Source organism: Paraburkholderia tropica (assembly GCF_914484835.1).
Lineage (GTDB): Bacteria > Pseudomonadota > Gammaproteobacteria > Burkholderiales > Burkholderiaceae > Paraburkholderia > Paraburkholderia tropica_A.
Genome location: NZ_CAJZAR010000002.1, coordinates 405 through 21,641 on the forward strand (window position 1 = coordinate 405; position 21,237 = coordinate 21,641).

17 protein-coding genes are annotated in these 21,237 nt (G+C 65.5%); 14 read left to right on the top strand and 3 right to left on the bottom strand.

Annotated elements, in window-relative coordinates:
• Nucleotides 1-1,780: YadA family autotransporter adhesin (locus tag LDO54_RS00800; RefSeq protein ID WP_224004683.1), on the top strand; the 1,780-nt coding region annotated here is incomplete at its 5' end.
• 181 nt (nt 1,781-1,961) lie between these two features.
• Here LDO54_RS00800 and LDO54_RS00805 read toward each other — a convergent pair.
• The gene (locus LDO54_RS00805) at nt 1,962-2,819 is read right to left on the bottom strand and encodes a MurR/RpiR family transcriptional regulator (protein ID WP_065065146.1); all 858 of its coding nucleotides are present in this window, start codon (nt 2,817-2,819) and stop codon (nt 1,962-1,964) included.
• 277 nt (nt 2,820-3,096) lie between these two features.
• On the opposite strand from LDO54_RS00805, the gene edd reads away from it, so the two are divergent.
• The 4 genes from edd (at nt 3,097) to LDO54_RS00825 (ending at nt 8,143) form a co-directional block, all read left to right on the top strand.
• Nucleotides 3,097-4,989 carry a phosphogluconate dehydratase gene (gene edd / locus LDO54_RS00810; protein ID WP_224004686.1) on the top strand — a complete coding sequence of 631 codons (1,893 nt, stop codon included), beginning with the start codon at nt 3,097-3,099 and terminating at the stop codon, nt 4,987-4,989.
• 68 nt (nt 4,990-5,057) lie between these two features.
• On the top strand, nt 5,058-5,699 hold the full coding sequence (gene eda, locus LDO54_RS00815) for a bifunctional 4-hydroxy-2-oxoglutarate aldolase/2-dehydro-3-deoxy-phosphogluconate aldolase (RefSeq protein ID WP_224004689.1): 642 nt from the start codon (nt 5,058-5,060) through the stop codon (nt 5,697-5,699).
• 511 nt (nt 5,700-6,210) lie between these two features.
• Nucleotides 6,211-7,572 (top strand): GntP family permease, encoded by a 1,362-nt coding sequence (locus LDO54_RS00820; RefSeq protein ID WP_224004692.1) that lies wholly within the window; start codon nt 6,211-6,213, stop codon nt 7,570-7,572.
• Nucleotides 7,573-7,639: 67 nt separating this feature from the next.
• Nucleotides 7,640-8,143, top strand: a complete 504-nt coding sequence (locus tag LDO54_RS00825; RefSeq protein WP_224004694.1) for a gluconokinase — start codon at nt 7,640-7,642, stop codon at nt 8,141-8,143.
• Nucleotides 8,144-8,257: 114 nt separating this feature from the next.
• Here LDO54_RS00825 and purB read toward each other — a convergent pair whose 3' ends face one another.
• Nucleotides 8,258-9,646 carry an adenylosuccinate lyase gene (gene purB / locus LDO54_RS00830; RefSeq protein ID WP_224004697.1) on the bottom strand — a complete coding sequence of 463 codons (1,389 nt, stop codon included), beginning with the start codon at nt 9,644-9,646 and terminating at the stop codon, nt 8,258-8,260.
• A gap of 274 nt (nt 9,647-9,920) precedes the next feature.
• Between purB and LDO54_RS00835 the strand changes: the two genes are divergently transcribed.
• The 7 genes from LDO54_RS00835 to LDO54_RS00865 all read left to right on the top strand — a co-directional run bounded on the left by LDO54_RS00835 (nt 9,921) and on the right by LDO54_RS00865 (nt 17,801).
• The gene (locus LDO54_RS00835) at nt 9,921-11,720 is read left to right on the top strand and encodes a tetratricopeptide repeat protein (protein WP_224004700.1); all 1,800 of its coding nucleotides are present in this window, start codon (nt 9,921-9,923) and stop codon (nt 11,718-11,720) included.
• 55 nt (nt 11,721-11,775) lie between these two features.
• The gene (locus LDO54_RS00840) at nt 11,776-12,732 is read left to right on the top strand and encodes a LysR family transcriptional regulator (RefSeq protein ID WP_224004703.1); all 957 of its coding nucleotides are present in this window, start codon (nt 11,776-11,778) and stop codon (nt 12,730-12,732) included.
• 324 nt (nt 12,733-13,056) lie between these two features.
• On the top strand, nt 13,057-14,358 hold the full coding sequence (locus LDO54_RS00845; RefSeq protein WP_224004706.1) for a Glu/Leu/Phe/Val family dehydrogenase: 1,302 nt from the start codon (nt 13,057-13,059) through the stop codon (nt 14,356-14,358).
• 328 nt (nt 14,359-14,686) lie between these two features.
• Entirely contained in the window at nt 14,687-15,580 is an 894-nt protein-coding gene (locus LDO54_RS00850; protein WP_224004709.1) for a glutamate/aspartate ABC transporter substrate-binding protein, read from the top strand.
• An 81-nt stretch (nt 15,581-15,661) separates the two neighbouring features.
• Nucleotides 15,662-16,402 (top strand): amino acid ABC transporter permease, encoded by a 741-nt coding sequence (locus LDO54_RS00855; protein ID WP_224004712.1) that lies wholly within the window; start codon nt 15,662-15,664, stop codon nt 16,400-16,402.
• On the top strand, nt 16,402-17,079 hold the full coding sequence (gene gltK / locus LDO54_RS00860) for a glutamate/aspartate ABC transporter permease GltK (RefSeq protein ID WP_224004715.1): 678 nt from the start codon (nt 16,402-16,404) through the stop codon (nt 17,077-17,079). The genes LDO54_RS00855 and gltK overlap by 1 nt, the downstream gene beginning before the upstream one ends.
• Nucleotides 17,076-17,801 carry an amino acid ABC transporter ATP-binding protein gene (locus LDO54_RS00865; protein ID WP_224004718.1) on the top strand — a complete coding sequence of 242 codons (726 nt, stop codon included), beginning with the start codon at nt 17,076-17,078 and terminating at the stop codon, nt 17,799-17,801. Before gltK ends, LDO54_RS00865 begins: the two co-directional genes overlap by 4 nt.
• Before the next feature lie 152 nt (nt 17,802-17,953).
• On the opposite strand, the gene LDO54_RS00870 is transcribed toward LDO54_RS00865, so the two are convergent.
• Nucleotides 17,954-18,874 carry a class II glutamine amidotransferase gene (locus LDO54_RS00870; RefSeq protein WP_224004720.1) on the bottom strand — a complete coding sequence of 307 codons (921 nt, stop codon included), beginning with the start codon at nt 18,872-18,874 and terminating at the stop codon, nt 17,954-17,956.
• A 335-nt stretch (nt 18,875-19,209) separates the two neighbouring features.
• On the opposite strand from LDO54_RS00870, the gene pyrC reads away from it, so the two are divergent.
• Nucleotides 19,210-20,265 (top strand): dihydroorotase, encoded by a 1,056-nt coding sequence (gene pyrC / locus LDO54_RS00875; RefSeq protein ID WP_224004723.1) that lies wholly within the window; start codon nt 19,210-19,212, stop codon nt 20,263-20,265.
• Nucleotides 20,262-21,209: a DUF3025 domain-containing protein gene (locus LDO54_RS00880; protein WP_436975459.1), complete on the top strand. Its 948-nt coding sequence runs from the start codon at nt 20,262-20,264 to the stop codon at nt 21,207-21,209. Before pyrC ends, LDO54_RS00880 begins: the two co-directional genes overlap by 4 nt.
• Nucleotides 21,210-21,237: the final 28 nt, after the last annotated feature.

Consider the following 21,237-nt stretch of genomic DNA (forward strand, 5'->3'; position numbering starts at 1 on the left):
TGCGTTCGTGGCCTACGACAACGCTTCGAAGGGCGCGGTCACGCTCGGCGGCAAGGACGCCAGCACGGCGGTATCGATCCACAACGTGGCAAACGGCATTGCAGACGCCGACGCCATCAACGTCGCGCAGTTGAAGGCGGCGGGTCTGGGCTTCGATACGTCGGGTAACGTCACGAATGCGTTTGTGGCCTACGACGACAGCACGAAGGGTTCGGTCACGCTCGGCGGCTCCGGTTCGACTAAGCCAGTGGCGCTGCATAACGTGGCCAATGCCACTTCGGACAACGACGCCATCAACATGGCACAGTTGAAGGCGGCGGGTCTGAACTTCGATACGTCGGGCAACGTGGTCAACGGCTTCGTCGCTTACGACGACGGCACGAAGAGCTCGGTGACGTTCGGCGGCGTTGGGGCAACCTCCGCGGTCGTGCTGCACAACGTGGCGAACGGCAAGCTGGACAACGACGCGATCAACGTCGCGCAGTTGAAGGCAGCAGGCCTGAACTTCGACACGTCGGGCAACGTGGTCAACGGCTTCGTCGCTTACGACGACGGTACGAAGAGCTCGGTGACGCTCGGCGGTGTCGGTTCGACCACGCCGGTCGCGCTGCATAACGTCGCAAACGCCACGCAAGCCAACGATGCGGTGAACCTCACGCAGCTTCAGGCGATGGGTGCGATCGTCGACACGTCGGGTAACGTGACGAACGCGTTCGTGGCGTACGACGATGCGTCGAAGACCTCCGTCACGCTCGGCGGCGTCGGATCGACCAAGCCGGTCGTGATCCACAATGTTGCTGCGGGAGCGGTTTCCGTGAGCAGCACCGATGCGGTGAACGGCTCGCAGGTCTACGGGCTGGCTTCGAGTGTCGCTGACGCGCTGGGTGGCGGTTCGAGCGTTGATGGGGAAGGCAAGATTAAGCCGCCGACCTACAGCATTGGCGGCAATACCTACAACAACGTCGGCGGTGCACTGACGAACATCGATACCCGTGTTTCGACGCTGGAAGGGAATGTGACGCAAGTCATGGGCCAGGCCGCCAATGCGGTGCAGTACGACAGCTCGGCGCATGACAAGGTCACGCTCGGCGGCACCGGCACCTCCACGACGGTGAAGCTGACCAACCTTGCGGATGGCGACATTTCGTCCGCATCGAGCACCGACGCGGTTACGGGCGGTCAGTTGTACGCCACGAACAAGAGCATCGCGGACCTGAACCAGGCAGTCCAGAACATCGGCGATTCGACTTCGCCGTATGTCGCGGTCAACTCGACGAGCGGTCCGGCTGCGGCAACGGGCAGCAGCTCGATCGCGATGGGCGGCGGGGCGAACGCCTCGGGCCAGAACTCGACGGCGATCGGCGACAAGGCGTCGGCCACGGCTACTAACTCGGTCGCGCTGGGTGCGAACTCGGTGGCGAATCAGGAGAACACCGTGTCGGTCGGTTCGGCGGGCAGCGAGCGCCGGATCACGAACGTCGACGATGGCAAGGCAGGCACAGACGCCGTCAACATGCGCCAGTTCCAGGCGGGTATGACGGAGATGCAGCGCAACGCCTACGGCGGTATCGCGGCGGCCTCCGCGCTGACGATGATTCCGGACGTCGATCAGGGCAAGACCATTGCAGTGGGCATCGGTACCGCCAACTACAAGGGCTACCAGGCGACGGCGCTCGGTCTCTCGGCACGCGTGACCCAGAACCTCAAGGTCAAGATGGGTGCGGGTTACAGCGCGGGCGGCGACACCACGTGGGGCGGCGGTATGTCCTACCAGTGGTAAGCGTCTGACGGTGAGAGAGGAAGCGGGGCCGCAAGCTCGCTTCTTCTCGACCCCGGTTCAGTCGGAGCGTGGGGCAGCGGATCGCCCGGCACGCCAGGCTCAAAAGCAAAGCGGACTCCCTCGGGAGTCCGCTTTTTTTATTGCGCGACGTTTCTGGACGTGACGGACTTCTGCCCGCGTTTTATCCGTTCGCGTCGAGCCTGCGCCGATCGATGATGTCCTTCGCACCAGCGAGCTTTTCCGCGAGTTCCGGGCCGCGCTGCAGCGCGACGCCCACCGCCAGGATGTCGCCGATCGCGAGGTGCGAGGTGCGCGAGGTCATCGGCGAAAAGACATCGGTGTCTTCGTCCACGTTCGCGTGCAGGCCGACGCTCGCGAGGCGCGCAAGCGGCGAGGTGCCGTGGGTGATCGCGATCACCTTCGCGCCGCGGTCGAGCGCGGTGCGGGCGGCGTCCACCACGTCGCGCGTGCGTCCCGTATTCGAAATGGCGACAACCACGTCGCCGGGCCCGAGCAAGGCCGCCGACATCAGGAACGTATGCGGGTCCGAGTAGGCCACGCTCGGCATGCCCAGACGGAAAAACTTGTGCTGCATGTCCTGCGCCGCGATGCCCGAACCGCCCGCGCCGTAGAACTCGATGCGCGCTGCTTTCGCGAGCAGGTCGATCGCGGCGCCGAGCGCGTCGGTCGAGAGATTGTTGCGTACCTGTAGCAGTGCGCCGATGGTGCGTTCGAGCACCTTGGCCGCGACGCCGGGCACGGGCTCGTCCGGGCTCACGTCGCGGTAGACGGCGGGCAGGGCGCTCGGCAGATCGCCGGCCACGGCTTGCGCGAGCCGGATCTTGAACTCGCGGAAGCCCGAGAAGCCCAGCGCGTGACAGAAACGCGCGATGGTCGGCTGGCTCACGCCGGCACGCTGGGCAACTTCGGTCATCGAAAGGTCGAGCAATTCGCGCGGCGCGTCGACGATGTAATCGGCGAGCTTGCGCTCGGAGGGTCGCAATTGCTCGCGGATAGCCTTCACCTGGGACAGCAGCATCGGGAAACTCGCACTATGCTGAAAGATCTGTGGACTATAGCGGATCATGGGTCATGTACAAAAACTACAGAATCTTGATCGAGGGCGCAATCCGGGGTTGTCCCGGATCGGATGAAATCGAGCTAAATAGCGGTTTTTACAGCGCTTGCACCATTCGATCCCAGGGCAAAACCGGGATTGCGACCGTGTAGTTTTTCTACTAACATCGCGCCATCGCTGTTTGGACCGCGTGATGTGTCCCCGAGCGCCCGCGCGAGATAACAAGGAAGGAGATTCGATGGTTTCCCCGCATTCGCAGTTGATGAAGGTCACGCAACGCGTGATCGAGCGCAGCAAGCCGACGCGCGAGGCCTATCTCGCGCGCATCACGGCGGCGCAAGACCGTTTCCCGGCACGCGGCGCGCTGTCGTGCGCGAATCTCGCCCACGGTTTCGCCGGTCTCGAAGGGCGCGACAAGTTCGCCATCAAGGCGATCCGCGAACCGAACATCGGCATCGTCTCGTCCTACAACGAGATGCTCTCGGCCCACGCGCCCTACAAGGATTTCCCCGACATCATCAAGAAGGCGGCCCGCGAAGGCGGCGGCGTCGCGCAATTCGCGGGCGGCGTGCCGGCGATGTGCGACGGCGTCACGCAGGGCAATGCCGGCATGGAGCTGTCGCTGTTCTCGCGCGAAGTGATCGCGATGAGCACGGCGGTCGCGCTCACGCACAACATGTTCGACGCGGCGCTGTGCCTCGGCGTGTGCGACAAGATCGTGCCTGGCCTCTTGATTGGCGCGCTGCAATTCGGCCATCTGCCGACGATCTTCGTGCCCGCCGGTCCGATGACGAGCGGTATCTCGAACGACGACAAGGCCAAGGTCCGCCAGAAGTTCGCGACCGGCCAGTGCGATCGCGACGCGCTGCTCGAATCCGAAGCCGCCGCGTATCACGGCCACGGCACCTGCACGTTCTACGGCACGGCCAACAGCAATCAGATGCTGATGGAAGTGATGGGCCTGCATCTGCCGGGTTCGGCGTTCATCCATCCGCATACGCCGCTGCGCGACGAGCTGACTGCTGCCGCTGCGCGCCGCGTGCTCGAACTGACGGTCGAGCGCGGCAACTACACGCCGATCGGCCATGTGGTCGACGAAAAGTCCGTGATCAACGGCATCGTCGCGCTGATGGCGACGGGCGGTTCGACCAACCACACGCTGCACCTCGTGGCGATGGCCCGCGCGGCGGGCATCCTGATCGACTGGAACGATTTCGACGAGCTGTCGGCGGCCGTGCCGCTGCTCGCGCGCGTCTATCCGAACGGCAAGGCCGACGTGAACCACTTCCACGCGGCGGGCGGCATCGCCTTCCTCGTGCGCGAACTGCTCGACGGCGGTCTGCTGCATGAAGACGTGAAGACGGTGGCGGGCGAAGGTCTGCGTCACTACACCGAGGAGCCGAAGCTGCTCGACGGCAAGCTCACGTGGGTCCCGGCGGTGGAAAAGAGCGCCGATGACGCCGTGCTGCGTCCGCTCGCCACGCCGTTCCAGCCGGACGGCGGCCTGCGTCTCATGCAAGGCAAGCTGGGCCGCGGCGTCATCAAGGTCTCGGCGGTTGCGCCGCAGCATCGCAAGCTGAGCGCGCCCGCGATCGTGTTCGATTCGCAGGAAGCGGTGCAGGAAGCGTTCGACCGCGGCGAGCTGGAGCGCGATTTCGTGGCTGTCGTGCGCTTCCAGGGCGCGCGCGCCAACGGCATGCCGGAGCTGCACCGCCTCACGCCGCTGCTCGGCGTGCTGCAGGACAAGGGTTTCCACGTCGCACTGGTGACCGACGGGCGCATGTCGGGCGCGTCGGGCAAGGTGCCGGCCGTGATCCACGTGTCGCCGGAAACGCTGCTGCACGGCCCGATCGGCAAGGTGCGCGATGGCGATACGATCGTGATCGATGCGGAACGCGGCGTGCTCGACATCGAAGTCGATGCAGCCGAATGGGACGCGCGCCCGGTCGCGCAGCCCGCGCATCAGGAAAGCAATGAAGTGGGCTTCGGCCGCGAGCTGTTCGGCGTGTTCCGCGCCGCCGCGGCCCCGGCCGAGCTGGGCGCGACGGTGTTCGGCCCGCTCGTCGGCGAAGTGCCGGCCGGCGCGGCGGCCGCGCAGCCCGCGCACGCGTCGCAGACCGCGAACGCCTGAGTGGCCCACGCAACGTCACAGCGACGCTGCAACGCAACGAACTGAATTCATCATCAAGGAGCCTGAACATGGCACAAAGCACGGTGGCCGACATTGTCCGCCTCGGCCCGGTGATTCCGGTGCTGGCCTTCGAGACGCCCGAGCAGGGCGAGCACGTTTCGCGCGCGCTGCACGCGGGCGGCGTGAAGGTGCTGGAAATCACGCTGCGCACCAAGGCCGGTCTCGAAGCGATCGAACGCGCGTCGCAGATCGCGCCAGATATCGCCGTCGGTGTCGGCACGATCACCAAGCCCGAGCATTGCGCGCTGGCGAAGAAGGCGGGCGCGACGTTCGGCGTGTCGCCGGGCCTCACGCGCGAGATCCATCAGGCGTCGCTCGACGCGGGTCTGCCGCTGCTGCCGGGCGTCATGACGCCGACCGACATCATCGTCGCGATGGAACTCGGTTACGAGATCGTCAAGTTCTTCCCGGCGGTGCCGGCGGGCGGCCTGAACATGCTGCAGGCGTTCCACGGCCCGTTCCCGACGCTCAAGTTCTGCCCGACGGGTGGCATCAGTGCCGAAACCGCGCCGAACTTCCTCGCGCTGCCCAACGTGGTCTGCGTGGGCGGCTCGTGGCTCACGCCGAAGGCCGCGCTTGCCGCGCAGGACTGGGCCGAAGTCACGCGCCTCGCGCGCGCCGCGAGCGAGCTGTCGCGTCCGGTGGCTTGAGGCGTCCGCTCGATCGACGAGGAAAGGCAACTAACTGAGAATTGATGGCGAAGGATTGAGCGTCCACGGACGACGGATGCAGCCGCCCGCCGCGCGATGGGCGTCCTGATGTGGCACCTTATAGCGTTTCGGTGCGCTAAATAAGGTGTCGATCATCAGCGACGAGCGCGATGGGCCGGGTGCGCCGCACGGCTCATCGAGCCCGGCGGTTCGGCGGCGGTTTCGACCGCGGTTTCCACCGCTGTTCCCACCACGGCCTGCGCCGCCGTCCACGCCGCGCTTTCCGTGATTTCGCATCGTGTTTTCACGAGCCGCGCAGGCCGCGCCCGGAAGGGCGTACGCCTTGCGCGGCTCGCTCGTCTTTCGAGCAGACAACCCTGAAAGTCGTTATAACCTCTACAATCCCGGCCCGGCGACGGCCGACCCCCTGCGTGTTCCGCGCGCGCGTTTTTCAAGATGCGCCAGGCGCGGCGGCGCGGGGATACCGAACAACTACCTGGAGAGGAGCCTCATGGGAGTGGCCCACGGCAGTTCGCTGCTGATTTACGCGCTCGTCGCGATTGCCGCGCTGATCCTGATGATCACGCGTTTCAAGGTGTACCCGTTTCTGGTCCTGATCATCGTTTCGCTGCTGCTCGGCCTCGCCGTCGGCATGCCGATGGATCAGATCGTCAAGTCGTTCGAAACCGGCAACGGCAATACGCTCGGCCACATCGCGATCGTGGTCGGTCTTGGCACGATGCTCGGCAAGATGATGGCCGAGTCGGGCGGCGCCGAGCGCATCGCCACCACGCTGATACGCTGGTTCGGCGAGAAGAACATCCACTGGGCGATGATGTGCGTGGCCGTGATCGTCGGCCTGCCCGTGTTCTTCGAAGTCGGTTTCGTGCTGCTGATTCCGATCGCGTTCAACGTCGCCAAGCGCACCGGCAAGTCGCTGCTGCTGATCGGCCTGCCGATGGTCGCGGGCCTGTCGGTCGTGCACGGCCTGATTCCGCCGCACCCGGCCGCGCTGCTGGCCGTGCAGGCGTATCACGCCGACATCGGCAAGACCATCGCGTACGGTCTGATCGTCGGGATTCCGACCGCGATCGTCGCCGGTCCGCTGTTCGCGTTGTTCATCCATCGCTTCATCAAGCTGCCGGAAAACAATCCGCTTTCCGCGCAGTTCGTGAGCAAGGCCGATCCGAAGCCCGATAGCGAACTGCCGAGCTTCGGCATCACGCTGTTCACGATCCTGCTGCCGGTGATCCTGATGCTGATCGGCTCGTGGGCCGACCTCGTGTTCACGCCGAAGACGGTGCCGAACAATCTGTTGCATTTCGTCGGCACCTCCGATGTCGCGCTGCTGATCGCCGTGCTGGTAAGCTTCTGGACCTTCGGTGCGCAACGCGGCTTCAATCGCGAGCAGATCCAGAAGTTCTGCGGCGACTGCCTCGCGCCGATCGCCGGCATCACGCTGATCGTGGGCGCGGGCGGCGGTTTCGGCCGCGTGCTGATGGACAGCGGCGTCTCGAAGCAGATCGTCGAACTCGCGCAGACGGCGCATCTGTCACCGCTTCTGCTCGGCTGGCTGGTCGCCGCGCTGATCCGTCTCGCGACGGGCTCGGCCACGGTCGCGATGACCACCGCGTGCGGCATCGTCGCGCCGATCGCCTCGGCGGCCGGCGTCACGGTTCAGCCGGAACTGCTCGTGCTTGCCACGGGTTCGGGCTCGCTGATCTTCTCGCACGTCAACGACGGCGGATTCTGGCTGATCAAGGAATATTTCGGCATGACCGTGGGTCAGACGTTCAAGACCTGGTCGCTGCTGGAGACCATCATTTCGCTGCTGGGCCTCGGACTGACGTTCGCGCTCTCGGCAGTGGTGTAACAGGCAATTTTGCATGAGGCGGCACGCGGCGCTTACGCCGCGGCGGCCGCCGACTGAGGAGCAGTAGATGATTCTGATTGCAATGGGCGTGTCGGGCGCCGGCAAGACGCGCATCGGCGAGATGCTGGCCGAGCGCCTCCAGTGCACCTTCACCGACGGCGACGCTTTCCACAGCGAAGCCAACAAGAAGAAGATGCACGACGGCAATCCGCTCACCGACGACGACCGCTGGCCGTGGCTGCGCACGATCCGCGCCGCCATCGAGGAAAAGCAGCGCGCGCACGAGACGGCCGTGTTCACGTGCTCGTCGCTCAAGCGCTCGTACCGCGACATCCTGCGCGGCGGCGATCATGACGTCGTGTTCGTCTATCTGCACGGCTCGTACGAGGTGCTGCACGAGCGCCTCGCCACGCGCACCGGCCACTTCTTCGATCCGTCGCTGTTGCAAAGCCAGCTCGACACGCTCGAAGTGCCGGGCGCCGACGAAGCGATCCAGGTGAGCATCGAGCTCACGCCCGAACAGATCGTCGACGACGTGCTCAAGCAGCTGGAAACGCGCCGCGCGGGTTGATTCGCGCGGTTCGTCGCCGCATGCCGATCAAGGCGTGCGGATAAAAAAAGCCCCGGCTTCGAACCGGGGCTTTTTGTTGGGCGGCGCGCAAAACGCGCTGACCCACGAATGCGCTTACGAAATGCGCTTCGCCAGTTCGGCAGCCTTGCCGATGTACGACGCGGGCGTCATTTCCAGCAGACGCTTTTTCGCGTCTTCAGGAATCGCGAGGCCCGAAACGAACGTTTGCAGCGCTTCGCGCGTGATGCCCTTGCCGCGCGTGAGTTCCTTGAGCTGCTCGTACGGATTCTCGATGCCGTAGCGGCGCATCACGGTCTGCACCGGCTCGGCCAGCACTTCCCACGTGGCGTCGAGGTCGTCGTTCAGGCGCTGCGGGTTCACTTCGAGCTTGTCGATGCCGCGGATCAGCGCGTCATAGGCGAGCAGCGAGTAGCCGAACGCGACGCCGATGTTGCGCAGCACCGTCGAGTCGGTCAGGTCGCGCTGCCAGCGCGAAACCGGCAGCTTGTCGGCGAGGTGGCGCAGCGTCGCGTTCGCGAGGCCGAGGTTGCCTTCCGAGTTTTCGAAGTCGATCGGGTTGACCTTGTGCGGCATCGTCGACGAACCGATTTCGCCGGCCTTCAGCTTCTGCTTGAAGTAGCCGAGCGAGATGTAGCCCCACACGTCGCGGTCGAGGTCGAGCAGGATCGTGTTCGCGCGCGCGACGGCGTCGAACAGTTCGGCCATGTAGTCGTGCGGCTCGATCTGGATCGTGTACGGATTGAACGTGAGCTTCAGGCGCTGCTCGACGACGTTCTTCGAGAACGCTTCCCAGTCGAATTCCGGGTACGCCGACAGGTGCGCGTTGAAGTTGCCGACCGCGCCGTTCATCTTGCCGAGCAGTTCGACCTTCTCGATGCGCGTGATCGCGCGCGCGAGGCGGGCCGCGACGTTCGCGACTTCCTTGCCGAGCGTGGTCGGGCTGGCGGGCTGACCGTGCGTGCGCGAGAGCATCGGCTGGTCGGCCTGGGCGTGCGCGAGCGCCACGAGGCGCTGATGCACCGAGCGCAGCGCCGGCAGGATCACGTGTTCACGCGCACCGGCGAGCATCAGGCCGTGCGACGTGTTGTTGATGTCTTCCGAGGTGCAGGCGAAGTGGATGAACTCGCTTGCGCGCTCCAGTTCCGGCTGGCCCTTCACCGATTCCTTGAGCCAGTACTCGACCGCCTTCACGTCGTGGTTCGTCACGCGCTCGATGTCCTTGATGCGCGCGGCGTCGTGCGCCGTGAAGTTCTCGGCAAGCTTGAGCAGGAACTGCTCCGACGCTTCCGAGAAGCGCGGCACTTCCGCGAAGCCGGCTTGCGACAGCGCGATCAGCCAGTGGATTTCCACGGTCACGCGGTTGCGCATGAAGGCGGCTTCCGAGAGCCAGTCGCGCAGGGCTTCGGTTTTCGAGGCGTAGCGGCCGTCGAGCGGGGAGAGCGCGTTGAGCGCGAAGAGGGTATCGGGACGAGTGTCGGACATGATGGGGACGTAACGTGTGGCGTTACGATCAGAAAGGAACCGGGGGGAGCCTGGTATTTTATCACCACGCTGACAGCGTCCGGTCGGGGATTCTGGACGGGTGCGGCAGGGGGCGTGTGCGGCGCGTGTGTGGCGCGTGTGTCGCTCCTGCGTAGCCCGATGGTGCGATGGTGCGCGGCGTCAGAGTTTCGGAACTGTCTGACAGACATCGGCCGGGGCGGGGCATACGGTAAGTGGGTCGGCAGCCTTCGCTGCTTCTCGATTCCCGATCCGCATGAACCGCGATTCCTTCTCCGCCTTGCCCGACGATGCCGCCGCGCTCGTCGACTCCGCTCTCACCGAACACCGCGCCGGACGGCTCGACGCCGCGCAGGCGCAATACGAGCGCGCGCTCGCGTGCGATCCGCGCTGCGCGCGCGCCTTGCACTATCTCGGCGTGCTGGCGATGGGCCGCGGCGAACTCGCGCGCGCGGGCGGGTTCATGGACCGCGCGCTGGCGCTCGACCCCCTCGACGCGGAATGCCTGAGCAATCGCGGCGTGGTCGCGGCGCGCCTGAACGATCACGTGAGCGCGGCGGCGTTCCAGCGCCAGGCGCTCGCGTTGTCGTCCGATTTCGCCAATGCGCACAACAACCTCGGCAACGCGCTGATCGAACTCGGCGATCTCGCGGGCGCGGAGCGTCATTACGGGCGCGCGCGCGAGATCGAACCGCAATCGGCGCATTTCGCCTTCAATCTCGGGCGCGCGCTCGAAAAGGCGGGCCGCACCGACACCGCCATCGCGCACTATCGCGCGTCGCGCGCGCTGGCGCCGCACGACACGGCCACGCTCATGGCGCTGGGCAAATTGCTGCGCTCGTCGGGCCAGCACGCGGAGGCGGCCGCCTGTTTCGAGCCGGTCGTCGCGCGCGAGCCGGACAATGCGCACGCGCTGTTCGAACTCGGCTACGCCTACGACGCGATGCATCGCTACGACGAGGCGATTCCGCTCTATCGGCGCGCGGCGGCGCTCAAGCCCGAGGCCGCGGGCGTCGTCAACAATCTCGCGTTCGCCTACACGGCGCTGGCGCGCTACGACGAAGCCGAAACGTACTATCGGCGCGCTCTGGAACTGAACCCCGCGTTGCCGGAATCGCGCTTCCAGCTCGGCATGCTGTTGCTGCGCCGCCAGGATTACGACGAGGGCTGGCCGCTGTTCGAGGACCGCAAGACCACGACGCTCGGCAAGCCCAACTATCGCAAGCTGCCGCTGCCTGAATGGCAGGGCGGGCAGGGCGAGCCGCTCGCGGGCAAGCGTTTCCTGATCGCGCGCGAGCAGGGCGTCGGCGATCAGATGCAGTTCGTGCGTTACGCGCAGTGGCTCGCCGAGCAAGGCGCGCAGGTCGATGCGTGGGTCGCGCCCGAACTGGCCTCGCTGGCGGCGACGGTGCCCGGCGTCGCGCGCGTGCTCGACGCCGCGCCCAGCGACGCGGCCCTGGCGCGCGACTACGACTACTGGTGCGACGTGATGAGCTTGCCGCTGAAATTCCCCGGTCAGCCGATTTACGCGCCCCCATCCTATATGCGCGCCGATCCGGCCCTCGCTGAGATGTGGCGCATGCGCGTGGCGGCGCGCTCGGCGGGCGCGCGGCGGCGCATCGGGCTCGTCTGGGCGGGCAATCCGCGCCATCATTTCGACGCCTTCCGCTCGCTGTCGCTGACCGCGCTGCTGCCGCTGGCGGCGCTCAAGGGCAATGCGTGGTTCGCGATCCAGAAGGGCGAGGGCGTCAAGCAGTTGCCCGACGTGGCAGGGCGCTGGCCGCTGCACGCGGTCGGCGACGATCTGCCCGATTTCGCCGCCACGGCCGCGCTGATCGAGGCGCTCGATCTCGTGATTACCGTCGATACCTCGGTCGCGCATCTCGCGGGGGCGCTCGGCAAGCCGGTCTGGGTGCTGCTCGCCGCGCAGCCCGACTGGCGCTGGGGCATGGGCCGCCGCGACTCGGTCTGGTATCCGTCCGCGCGGCTGTTCCGGCAGACCACGCTCGGCGACTGGCGCGGCGTGGTGGCGGAGCTGGAGGCCGCGCTGCGCTGACAGCGCCCGCGCGCGGGCCTAGAATGCGGACTTCTCATTCGCTCGCCGGTCCCGCATGGAACTCAAATGGCTCGAAGACTTCGTTTCGCTCGCGGAAACGCATAGTTTCAGCCGCTCGGCCGAGCTGCGGCACGTCACGCAGCCGGCGTTCTCGCGCCGCATCCAGGCGCTCGAAGCGTGGCTCGGCACGGAACTGATCGACCGTTCGGTTTACCCGACGCGTCTCACACCGGCGGGCCAGGTGTTCTACGAGCAGGCGCTCGCGATGCTCTCGCAGTTCCACGAGGCGCGCACCTTGTTGCGCGGGCACACGGCCACGCCCGAGGCGACCATCGAATTCGCGGTGCCGCACACGCTGTCGCTCACGTATTTCCCGCGCTGGCTGCAACGCGTCGAGGCCAAGCTCGGACGCATCCACACGCGGCTGCGCGCGCTCAACGTGCACGATGCCGTGCTCTCGCTCGTGGAAGGCGGCTGCGACCTCGTGATGGGCTACCACCATCCGAGCCACCCGGTCACGCTCGATCCGGCGCGCTACGACACGCTCACGCTCGGCATCGAATCGATCAGCCCGTACTCGGCGCCGCAGCGCGCCGGGCGCGCGCGCTACACGCTGCCGGGCACGCCGGACGCGCCCGCGCCGTATCTCTCCTACACGCCGAACGCCTATCTCGGCCGCATGACCGAGGTGATCGTGGCGAACGCGCCTGCGCGGCTCTATCTGGACCGCGTCTACGAAACCGACATGGCCGAAGGGCTCAAGGCGATGGCGCTGGCGGGCCACGGCATCGCGTTCCTGCCGCACAGCGCGGTCGAGGACGCGGTGGCGCAAGGCAAGCTGATCCGCCTCGATCGCGGCACGCGCGGCTCGCCCGAAGGCCAGTTCACGCTCGACATGGAAATCCGCCTCTATCGCGACAAGCTCGCCGCGCAAGGCAACGACGCGCGCGAAGCGCTCGTGCGCGCGGTCTGGGACGCGGTCAGCGACGAACTCGCGCGCAACGGCGCGTAACTGCGTTAATCAGCTATTCACGTAAGCGATGTGCCGCCTGACCCGCAGGCGGCACGCGCCCGCTCGCGCCCGCTCATGCGCGATCACGCATGATCGCTTGTGATCTCACGCATTCGCGTAGAAGGTCTTTTTCGCGCGCGGCAACAATGCGCGCGGCCGTCCATGCACACCGCGAAAACGCCTGTAAACAGCGGAGCCAGCGACAAGTTTTTTCGACTTTCGACACGTTATGCAAGAAAAGCATGACGCGATGACCAAACGGCATTGGCATAGACGTGGGCCTTTTCTGACAATGGCACCACTTCTTCGATCGCTGGAGCGTTCATGTCTTCCCAACAGCAGTCTGCAGTGTCTTCGTCGGTTCCGTCTTACCTTCACGCGGACGATCTCGGTCCGTGGGGCAACTATCTTCGTCAGGTCGATCGCGTCGCGCCGTATCTCGGTTCGCTGTCGCGCTGGCTCGAGACGCTCAAGCGTCCGAAGCGCATCCTGATCGTCGACTGCCCGATCGAACTCGACAACGGCACCGTGGCGCACTTCGAAGGCTATCGCGTCCAGCACAACGTTTCGCGTGGTCCCGGCAAGGGCGGCGTGCGTTATCACCAGGACGTTACGTTGTCCGAAGTGATGGCGCTGTCCGCGTGGATGTCGGTGAAGAACGCGGCCGTGAACGTGCCGTACGGCGGCGCGAAGGGCGGTATCCGCGTCGATCCGCGCACGCTGTCGCGTGGTGAGCTCGAGCGCGTGACGCGCCGCTACACCAGCGAGATCGGCATCATCATCGGACCGAACACCGACATTCCTGCGCCGGACGTCAACACGAACGAGCAGATCATGGCGTGGATGATGGACACGTACTCGATGAACCAGGGCCAGACGGCCACGGGCGTCGTGACCGGCAAGCCCATCTCGCTCGGCGGCTCGCTCGGCCGCAAGGAAGCGACGGGCCGCGGCGTGTTCGTGGTCGGCTGCGAAGCGGCGCGCCGCAAGGGTCTGTCGATCGAAGGCGCGCGCATCGCCGTGCAGGGCTTCGGCAACGTGGGCGGCATCGCGGCCCGCCTGTTCCAGGAAGCCGGCTCGAAGATCGTCGCCGTGCAGGATCACACCGGCTCGATCTACAAGTCGACGGGTCTCGACGCAGCCGCGCTGCTCGAACACGTCGCGAAGACGGGCGGCGTGGCGGGCTTCGCGGGCGCCGACATGCTCGGCAACGACGAATTCTGGACCATCGAAACCGACATCCTGATTCCGGCCGCGCTGGAAAACCAGATCACCGAGCACAACGCCGGCAAGATCCGCACGAAGATCATCGTGGAAGGCGCGAACGGCCCGACCACGACGGCCGCCGACGACATCCTGCACGACAAGGGCGTGCTCGTGATCCCGGACGTGGTGGCGAACGCGGGCGGCGTGACGGTTTCGTACTTCGAATGGGTGCAGGACTTCTCGAGCTTCTTCTGGACCGAAGGCGAGATCAACGAGCGTCTCGAACGTGTGATGCGCGAAGCGTTCACGGCGGTCTGGCAGGTGTCGAGCGAGCAGGGTGTGTCGATGCGTACCGCAGCGTTTATCGTGGCGTGCAAGCGCATCCTGATGGCACGCGAAATGCGCGGCCTGTATCCCTGATTCACGAATCTTTCCGGCTTGCCGCATGGCGCCCGTTCGGGCGGCCCATGCGAGCGGCATCGGTACAAAATACGTGCGGCCTACCCAGGCCGCGCGTCAAGGCGGACGGTCTCCACAAGAGGCCGTCCGCCTTTTCTTTTGGGGTTTCCAGACGGGTCTTACCGCGGGCCTTCCCGCGTGGTTTCCGCGAGTTTTCCCTATGGCATCCGTATGTGCGGCAAGCCCTACACGCGCGCGCGTGCGCGCTTACAACGCCAGGGTCCGTCTATATACTTTCAAAATAATTACTTTGCTACACTGGCCGCGATTCTTGCAAAGGAGATCACAGATGAAAATCAAAAAGGCCGCGCTCGTTCTCGCCACTCTCGGTTTGGTCGCCGCGAGTGCCCAGGCGCAGGACTCGGGGACGCTGAAAAAAATCAAGGACACCGGCGTCATTTCGCTGGGCCACCGCGAATCGTCGATCCCGTTTTCCTACTATGACGACAAGCAGAACGTGATCGGCTACTCGCAGGACTTCGCGATGAAAATCGTCGAAGCCGTGAAGCAGAAGCTGAACATGCCGAACCTCAAGGTCAAGATGGTTCCGATCACGTCGCAGAACCGCATTCCGCTCGTGCAGAACGGCACGGTCGACATCGAATGCGGCTCGACCACGAACAACGCGGAACGCCAGCAGCAAGCTGCGTTCACGAACACGATTTTCGTGATCGGCACGCGTCTGATGACCAAGAAGGATTCGGGCATCAAGGATTTCGCCGACCTCAAGGGCAAGACCGTCGTGACGACGGCGGGCACGACCTCCGAGCGTCTGCTGCGCAAGATGAACCAGGACAAGAGCCTGGGCATGAACATCATCAGCGCGAAGGACCATGGCGAGTCGTTCCTGACGCTCTCCACGGGCCGCGCGGTCGCGTTCATGATGGACGATGCACTGCTCGCGGGCGAGCGCGCGAAGTCGAACAATCCGGGCGATTTCGTGATCGTCGGTACGCCGCAATCGCGTGAAGCCTACGGCTGCATGCTGCGCAAGAACGACCCCGAGTTCAAGAAGGTTGCCGACGACGCGATCGCCAAGGTCGAGACCTCGGGCGAAGCCGACGCGATCTACAAGAAGTGGTTCGAGTCGCCGATTCCGCCGAAGGGTCTCAACCTGAACTTCCCGGAAAGCGAAGACATGAAGGCGCTCTACAAGAGCCCCAACGACAAGGCCATCGACTAAGTCCGGTCGCAGCTTTGACCAGCGTTTAGAACGGAACGGAAGAAGCGGCGCTTCTTCCGTTCTTTTTGTTGGAGTCTCTTCATGTCCTATCACTGGAACTGGGGCATCTTGCTCAGCCCGGTCTCGACGGGCGAACCCACGACCTACCTCGGCTGGCTCATTTCGGGTCTCTGGGTGACGGTGTCGGTTTCGCTGTGCGCGTGGGTTATCGCGCTCATCGTCGGTTCGATCTTCGGCGTGCTGCGCACGGTGCCGAACACATTCCTCGCGGGTCTCGGCACGGTCTACGTGGCGATCTTCCGCAATATTCCGCTGATCGCGCAGTTCTTTATCTGGTACTTCGTGTTGCCGGAAATCCTGCCGCCCTCGATCGGCAACGCGTTCAAGCAACTGCCGCCCGGCGTGCAGTTCTTCTCGGCGTCGGTGATCTGTCTCGGCCTGTTCACGGCCGCGCGCGTGTGCGAGCAGGTGCGCTCGGGCATCAACGCGCTGCCGCGCGGCCAGCGCGCCGCCGGTCTCGCGATGGGCTTCACGCAATGGCAGACATACCGCTACGTGCTGCTGCCGGTCGCGTACCGCATCATCGTGCCGCCGCTCACCTCCGAGTTCCTGAACATCTTCAAGAACTCGGCGGTCGCGTCGACAATCGGTCTGCTCGATCTTTCGGCGCAGGCGCGCCAGCTCGTCGACTACACGGCGCAAACCTATGAGTCGTTCATCTCGGTCACGCTCGCCTATGTGCTGATCAACCTGATCGTCATGATGCTGATGCGCTGGGTCGAAGCGAAAAGCCGGCTGCCAGGCTATATCGGAGGCAAGTGATGCATCATTTCGACTGGAGCGGTATTCCGGGCGCACTGCCTACGTTGTGGACCGGCGCCATCGTCACGTTCAAGATCACGGTCTGCGCGATCGTGGTGGGCGTTCTCTGGGGCACGCTGCTCGCGCTCATGCGGCTCTCGGGCGTGAAGCCGCTCGAGTGGTTCTCGAAGGGCTACGTCACGGTGTTCCGCTCGATTCCGCTCGTGATGGTTCTGCTGTGGTTCTTCCTGATCGTGCCGCAGGTGCTGCAGAATCTGCTGGGCCTTTCGCCCGACATCGACATTCGCCTCGCGTCCGCGATGATCGCGTTCTCGCTGTTCGAGGCCGCGTATTATTCGGAAATCATCCGCGCGGGCATTCAGGCGGTGCCGCGCGGGCAGGTGAACGCGTCGTTCGCGCTCGGCATGCGCTACGGCCAGGCGATGCGCTTCGTGGTGCTGCCGCAGGCGTTTCGCGCGATGGTGCCGCTGCTGCTCACGCAGGCCATCGTGCTCTTTCAGGACACCTCGCTCGTCTACGTGATCAGCCTCGCCGACTTCTTCCGCACGTCCGCCAATATCGGTGACCGTGACGGGACGATGGTCGAGATGGTACTGTTCGCGGGCGCATGCTATTTCGTGATCTGCGTGATCGCGTCGAGCCTTGTGAAAGGTCTTCAGAAAAAGGTCGCAAGATGATTTCAATTAAGAACGTATCGAAGTGGTACGGCCAGTTCCAGGTGCTGACCGACTGCACGACGGAAGTGAAGAAGGGCGAAGTCGTGGTCGTGTGCGGCCCGTCGGGTTCGGGCAAGTCGACGCTCATCAAGACCGTCAACGGTCTGGAGCCGTTCCAGCAGGGTGAGATCCTCGTGAACGGCCAGTCGGTGGGCGACAAGCGCACCAATCTCTCGAAGCTGCGCTCGAAGGTGGGCATGGTGTTCCAGCACTTCGAGCTGTTCCCGCATCTGTCGATCACCGAAAACCTCACGCTCGCGCAGGTCAAGGTGCTCGGCCGCAGCAAGGACGAAGCCAACGAAAAGGGCCTCAAGCTGCTCGATCGCGTGGGTCTGCGCGCTCATGCCGACAAATTCCCGGGCCAGCTTTCGGGCGGGCAGCAGCAGCGCGTGGCGATCGCGCGGGCGCTCTCGATGGACCCCATCGCGATGCTGTTCGACGAGCCCACCTCGGCGCTCGACCCCGAGATGATCAACGAAGTGCTCGACGTGATGGTCGAACTCGCCCAGGAAGGCATGACCATGATGTGCGTGACGCACGAAATGGGCTTTGCGAAGAAGGTCGCGCACCGCGTGATCTTCATGGACAAGGGCGCCATCGTCGAGGACGACCGCAAGGAAGACTTCTTCGCCAATCCGAAGTCGGATCGCGCGAAGGATTTTCTGGCGAAGATCCTGCACTGATGCGTTGGGCCCGCGCCGGTTTTATCGGCGCGGGTTCGCACTTGCAGCAGCACGGCGGTTCATGAAAAAAGCCGCGCGGCCCTTTGGGCTTGCGCGGCTTTTTTGCGTGCGTGATCGGCGATGCGCGATGTTGCGCTGACGAAATCGCGGCCTTATTCGCCCCAGCTTTGCAGCGCGGCGACCGCTTCCGGGTCGACGGCGCCGGGCTGCTGCGCGCACGGCGACACGCGCGAGGCGCTCGCCGACGCGTCCAGCGACGGATTCTTGAGCTTGTCGAGCACCTTCTGCGGCACCGGCACGCTGGTCTGCGCAACGACTTCGCCGTGCTGGAACATCAGCAGGTCGCCGGGCGCGAAACGCGTCCAGACTTCGTTGTCGGTGAGCGGCGCGGTGGCGATCACGGCCACGCGGTCCTCGGGCGTCGTGTATTTCGCGAAGTCGATCGACACGTCGGCATCGACGAGATGCGCGGTGGAGAACGGCCAGCGCCGCACCAGATAGTAAAGATGCGTGGAGCAGTGCGCGAACAGCGCCTGGCCGTTCGACATCAGAAAATTGAATACGCCGAACTGCGTGATCTCGCGCGTGAGCGATTCGAGCGTCGCGAACAGTTCTTCGAGCGGCGGCTGCGAATTCGGAAACGCCTTGCGCAGCCCTTGTAGCAGCAGGCAGAACGCGCGTTCGCTGTCGGTGGTGCCGACCGGCTGATAGACGCCCGACATCACCGGATTGAAGTCCTGCAGGTCGCCGTTGTGCGCGAAGATCCAGTGGCGGCCCCACAGCTCGCGCTGGAACGGATGGCTGTTCTCCAGCGCGCAACTGCCCTGGGTGGCCTTGCGGATATGCGCGATGGTATTGCGCGACTTGATGGGGTAGTTCTTCACCATCTCGGCGATGGGCGAGCGCGCCGATGCCTGATTGTCGATGAAGAGGCGGCAGGCCTTGTCCTCGAAGAACGCGATCCCCCAGCCGTCGGCGTGGTGATCAGTGGCGCCGCCGCGCGCCGCGAATCCTGTGAAGGAGAACGTGACGTCCGTCGGCGCGGCGCAGTTCATTCCGAGAAGTTGGCACATGGTGCTGGTGTCGTGCTGCGGGCGAAGCTGGGCGCGTGACCCGGTACAATGATGATTTTCCAAGCATATCACCGGCCCGCTGCGCGCCAATACGAAATTTGTCGGATGCTTTCCGGCCCGGCTCACAAGGCCGCCGCGCGGGCATCGGCGATGCGCGTCAGGTCGGGCGCTGTCGTGCGCACGCGACGCCTTGCGTTATCGAGGCGCGATCGAACCTCGGCGCACGCCGCCGCGCGCCGTTACGTGCCGTTACGCGCAGTTACGATATGCCTGGAAGGTACGGAAAGCCGCCGCCGGCGCTCCGATCGATCCCTAGCCGCGCCTCACATCACGCCATGAACGCTTCTTCCCCCACGACCCTCACGCTCTCCCGCCCCGACGACTGGCACCTCCACGTGCGCGACGGCGCGATGCTGGCGGCGGTCCTGCCGCACACGGCGCGCCAGTTCGGCCGCGCGATCATCATGCCGAACCTCAAGCCGCCGGTCACGACGACCGAGCTGGCCGCCGCGTATCGCGACCGCATTCTCGCGGCGCTGCCCGCGGGCATGAAGTTCGAGCCGCTGATGACGCTGTATCTGACCGACAACACGCCGCCCGAGGAAATCCGCCGCGCGAAGGCGAGCGGGTTCGTGCACGGCGTGAAGCTGTATCCGGCGGGCGCGACCACGAATTCGGACGCGGGCGTGACCGACATCCGCAAGTGCGCGAAAACGCTCGAAGCGATGCAGGAAGTGGGCATGCCGCTGCTCGTGCACGGCGAGGTGACGAGCGCCGACATCGACCTGTTCGACCGCGAGAAGGTCTTCATCGACCGCGTGATGACGCCGCTGCGCCGCGATTTCCCGGGCCTGAAGGTGGTGTTCGAGCACATCACGACGAAGGACGCCGTCGATTACATCCGCGCCGATAACGCCGCGCCCGGCCTGCTCGGCGCGACCATCACGGCGCACCATCTGCTCTACAACCGCAACGCGATTTTCCAGGGCGGCATCCGTCCGCACTATTACTGCCTGCCGGTTCTCAAGCGCGAGACGCATCGCGTGGCGCTGGTCGAAGCGGCCACGTCGGGCGACGCGCGCTTCTTCCTCGGCACCGACAGCGCGCCGCACGCGAAGGGCCTGAAGGAGCACGCCTGCGGCTGCGCGGGCTGCTACACGGCGCTCCACGCGCTGGAGCTTTACGCCGAAGCGTTCGACAACGCGGGCGCGCTCGACAAGCTCGAAGGCTTCGCGAGCTTCTTCGGCGCGGACTTCTACGGCCTGCCGCACAGCGCCGAAAAGGTCACGCTGCGTCGCGAAGACTGGACGCTGCCCGCCGAAGTGCTGGCCGGCGATGTGCCGGTCGTGCCGCTGCGCGGCGGCGAGACGATCGGCTGGAAGCTGGTTTGAGTTTGACGCCCGGCGCGACATCCGGTGTGACGCCGCAGACGCTCGATGCGCACGCATCGACCGCGGCGCGCGCCGGGTCCGCCGCATCCCAGAAGCGCCGTCTGCCCGAAGGCAGTTTCGCCGACATCGACTGGGCGCACCCGTGGTTCGCCCAGCACGAAGCGCGCGGGCGTCGCTGGCAGCAGGCCGCGCTGGCGGGCTACGCGCGCTATCTGGAAGAACTGAACGCCGATGCGCGCGCGGCCGGTCATCGCACCGGACGCGGCGAGGCGCTCGGCTTCATCGCTCAGGACGATCTGCCCGAGGGCGCATCCTACGAAGGGCATATCGCCGCGACGGGCGGCGTGCCCACGCGCCACAACCTCCACGACTTCTTCAACGCGCTGCACTGGTTCGCGTTTCCGCGCATCAAGGCGGCGCTCAACGCGCGCCAGGCGGCGGCGATCGACGTGCTCGGCGTCGGCCCGACGCGCGGCGGCGTGCGCGACGCGCTCACGCTGTTCGACGAAAACGCGGTGCTGTTCGCCTCGGCCGATCCGGCGCTCACGCAGGCCTTGCGCGGTTTCGACTGGCGCGCGCTGTTCGTGTCGGGGCGCACGCTGTGGGAACCGGCGATCGGCGAAACGCTGGACGGCGCGGCGCGCTGCGAAGTGCGCGTGTTCGGTCACGCGCTGCTCGAAAAACTCATCGCGCCGTATGCCGCGTGCACGGCGCACGCGTGGGTGGTCGAGGTGCCGCAGGCCTATTTCACGTGGCCGCGCGCCGAACGCAACGCGTTTCTCGACGCCACGGTCAGCGCCGAACTCGCCGCCGCCACGCAGTTGAGCGGGCGCAGCTTCGCGCCGCTGCCGGTGCTGGGCATTCCCGGCTGGTGGGCGCCCAACGAAGACGCCGCGTTCTACGACGACACCACCGTGTTCCGCCCCGGCCGGCGCGCGCGCTGAATCGTCCCGGGTTGGTCCCGGCATCGCC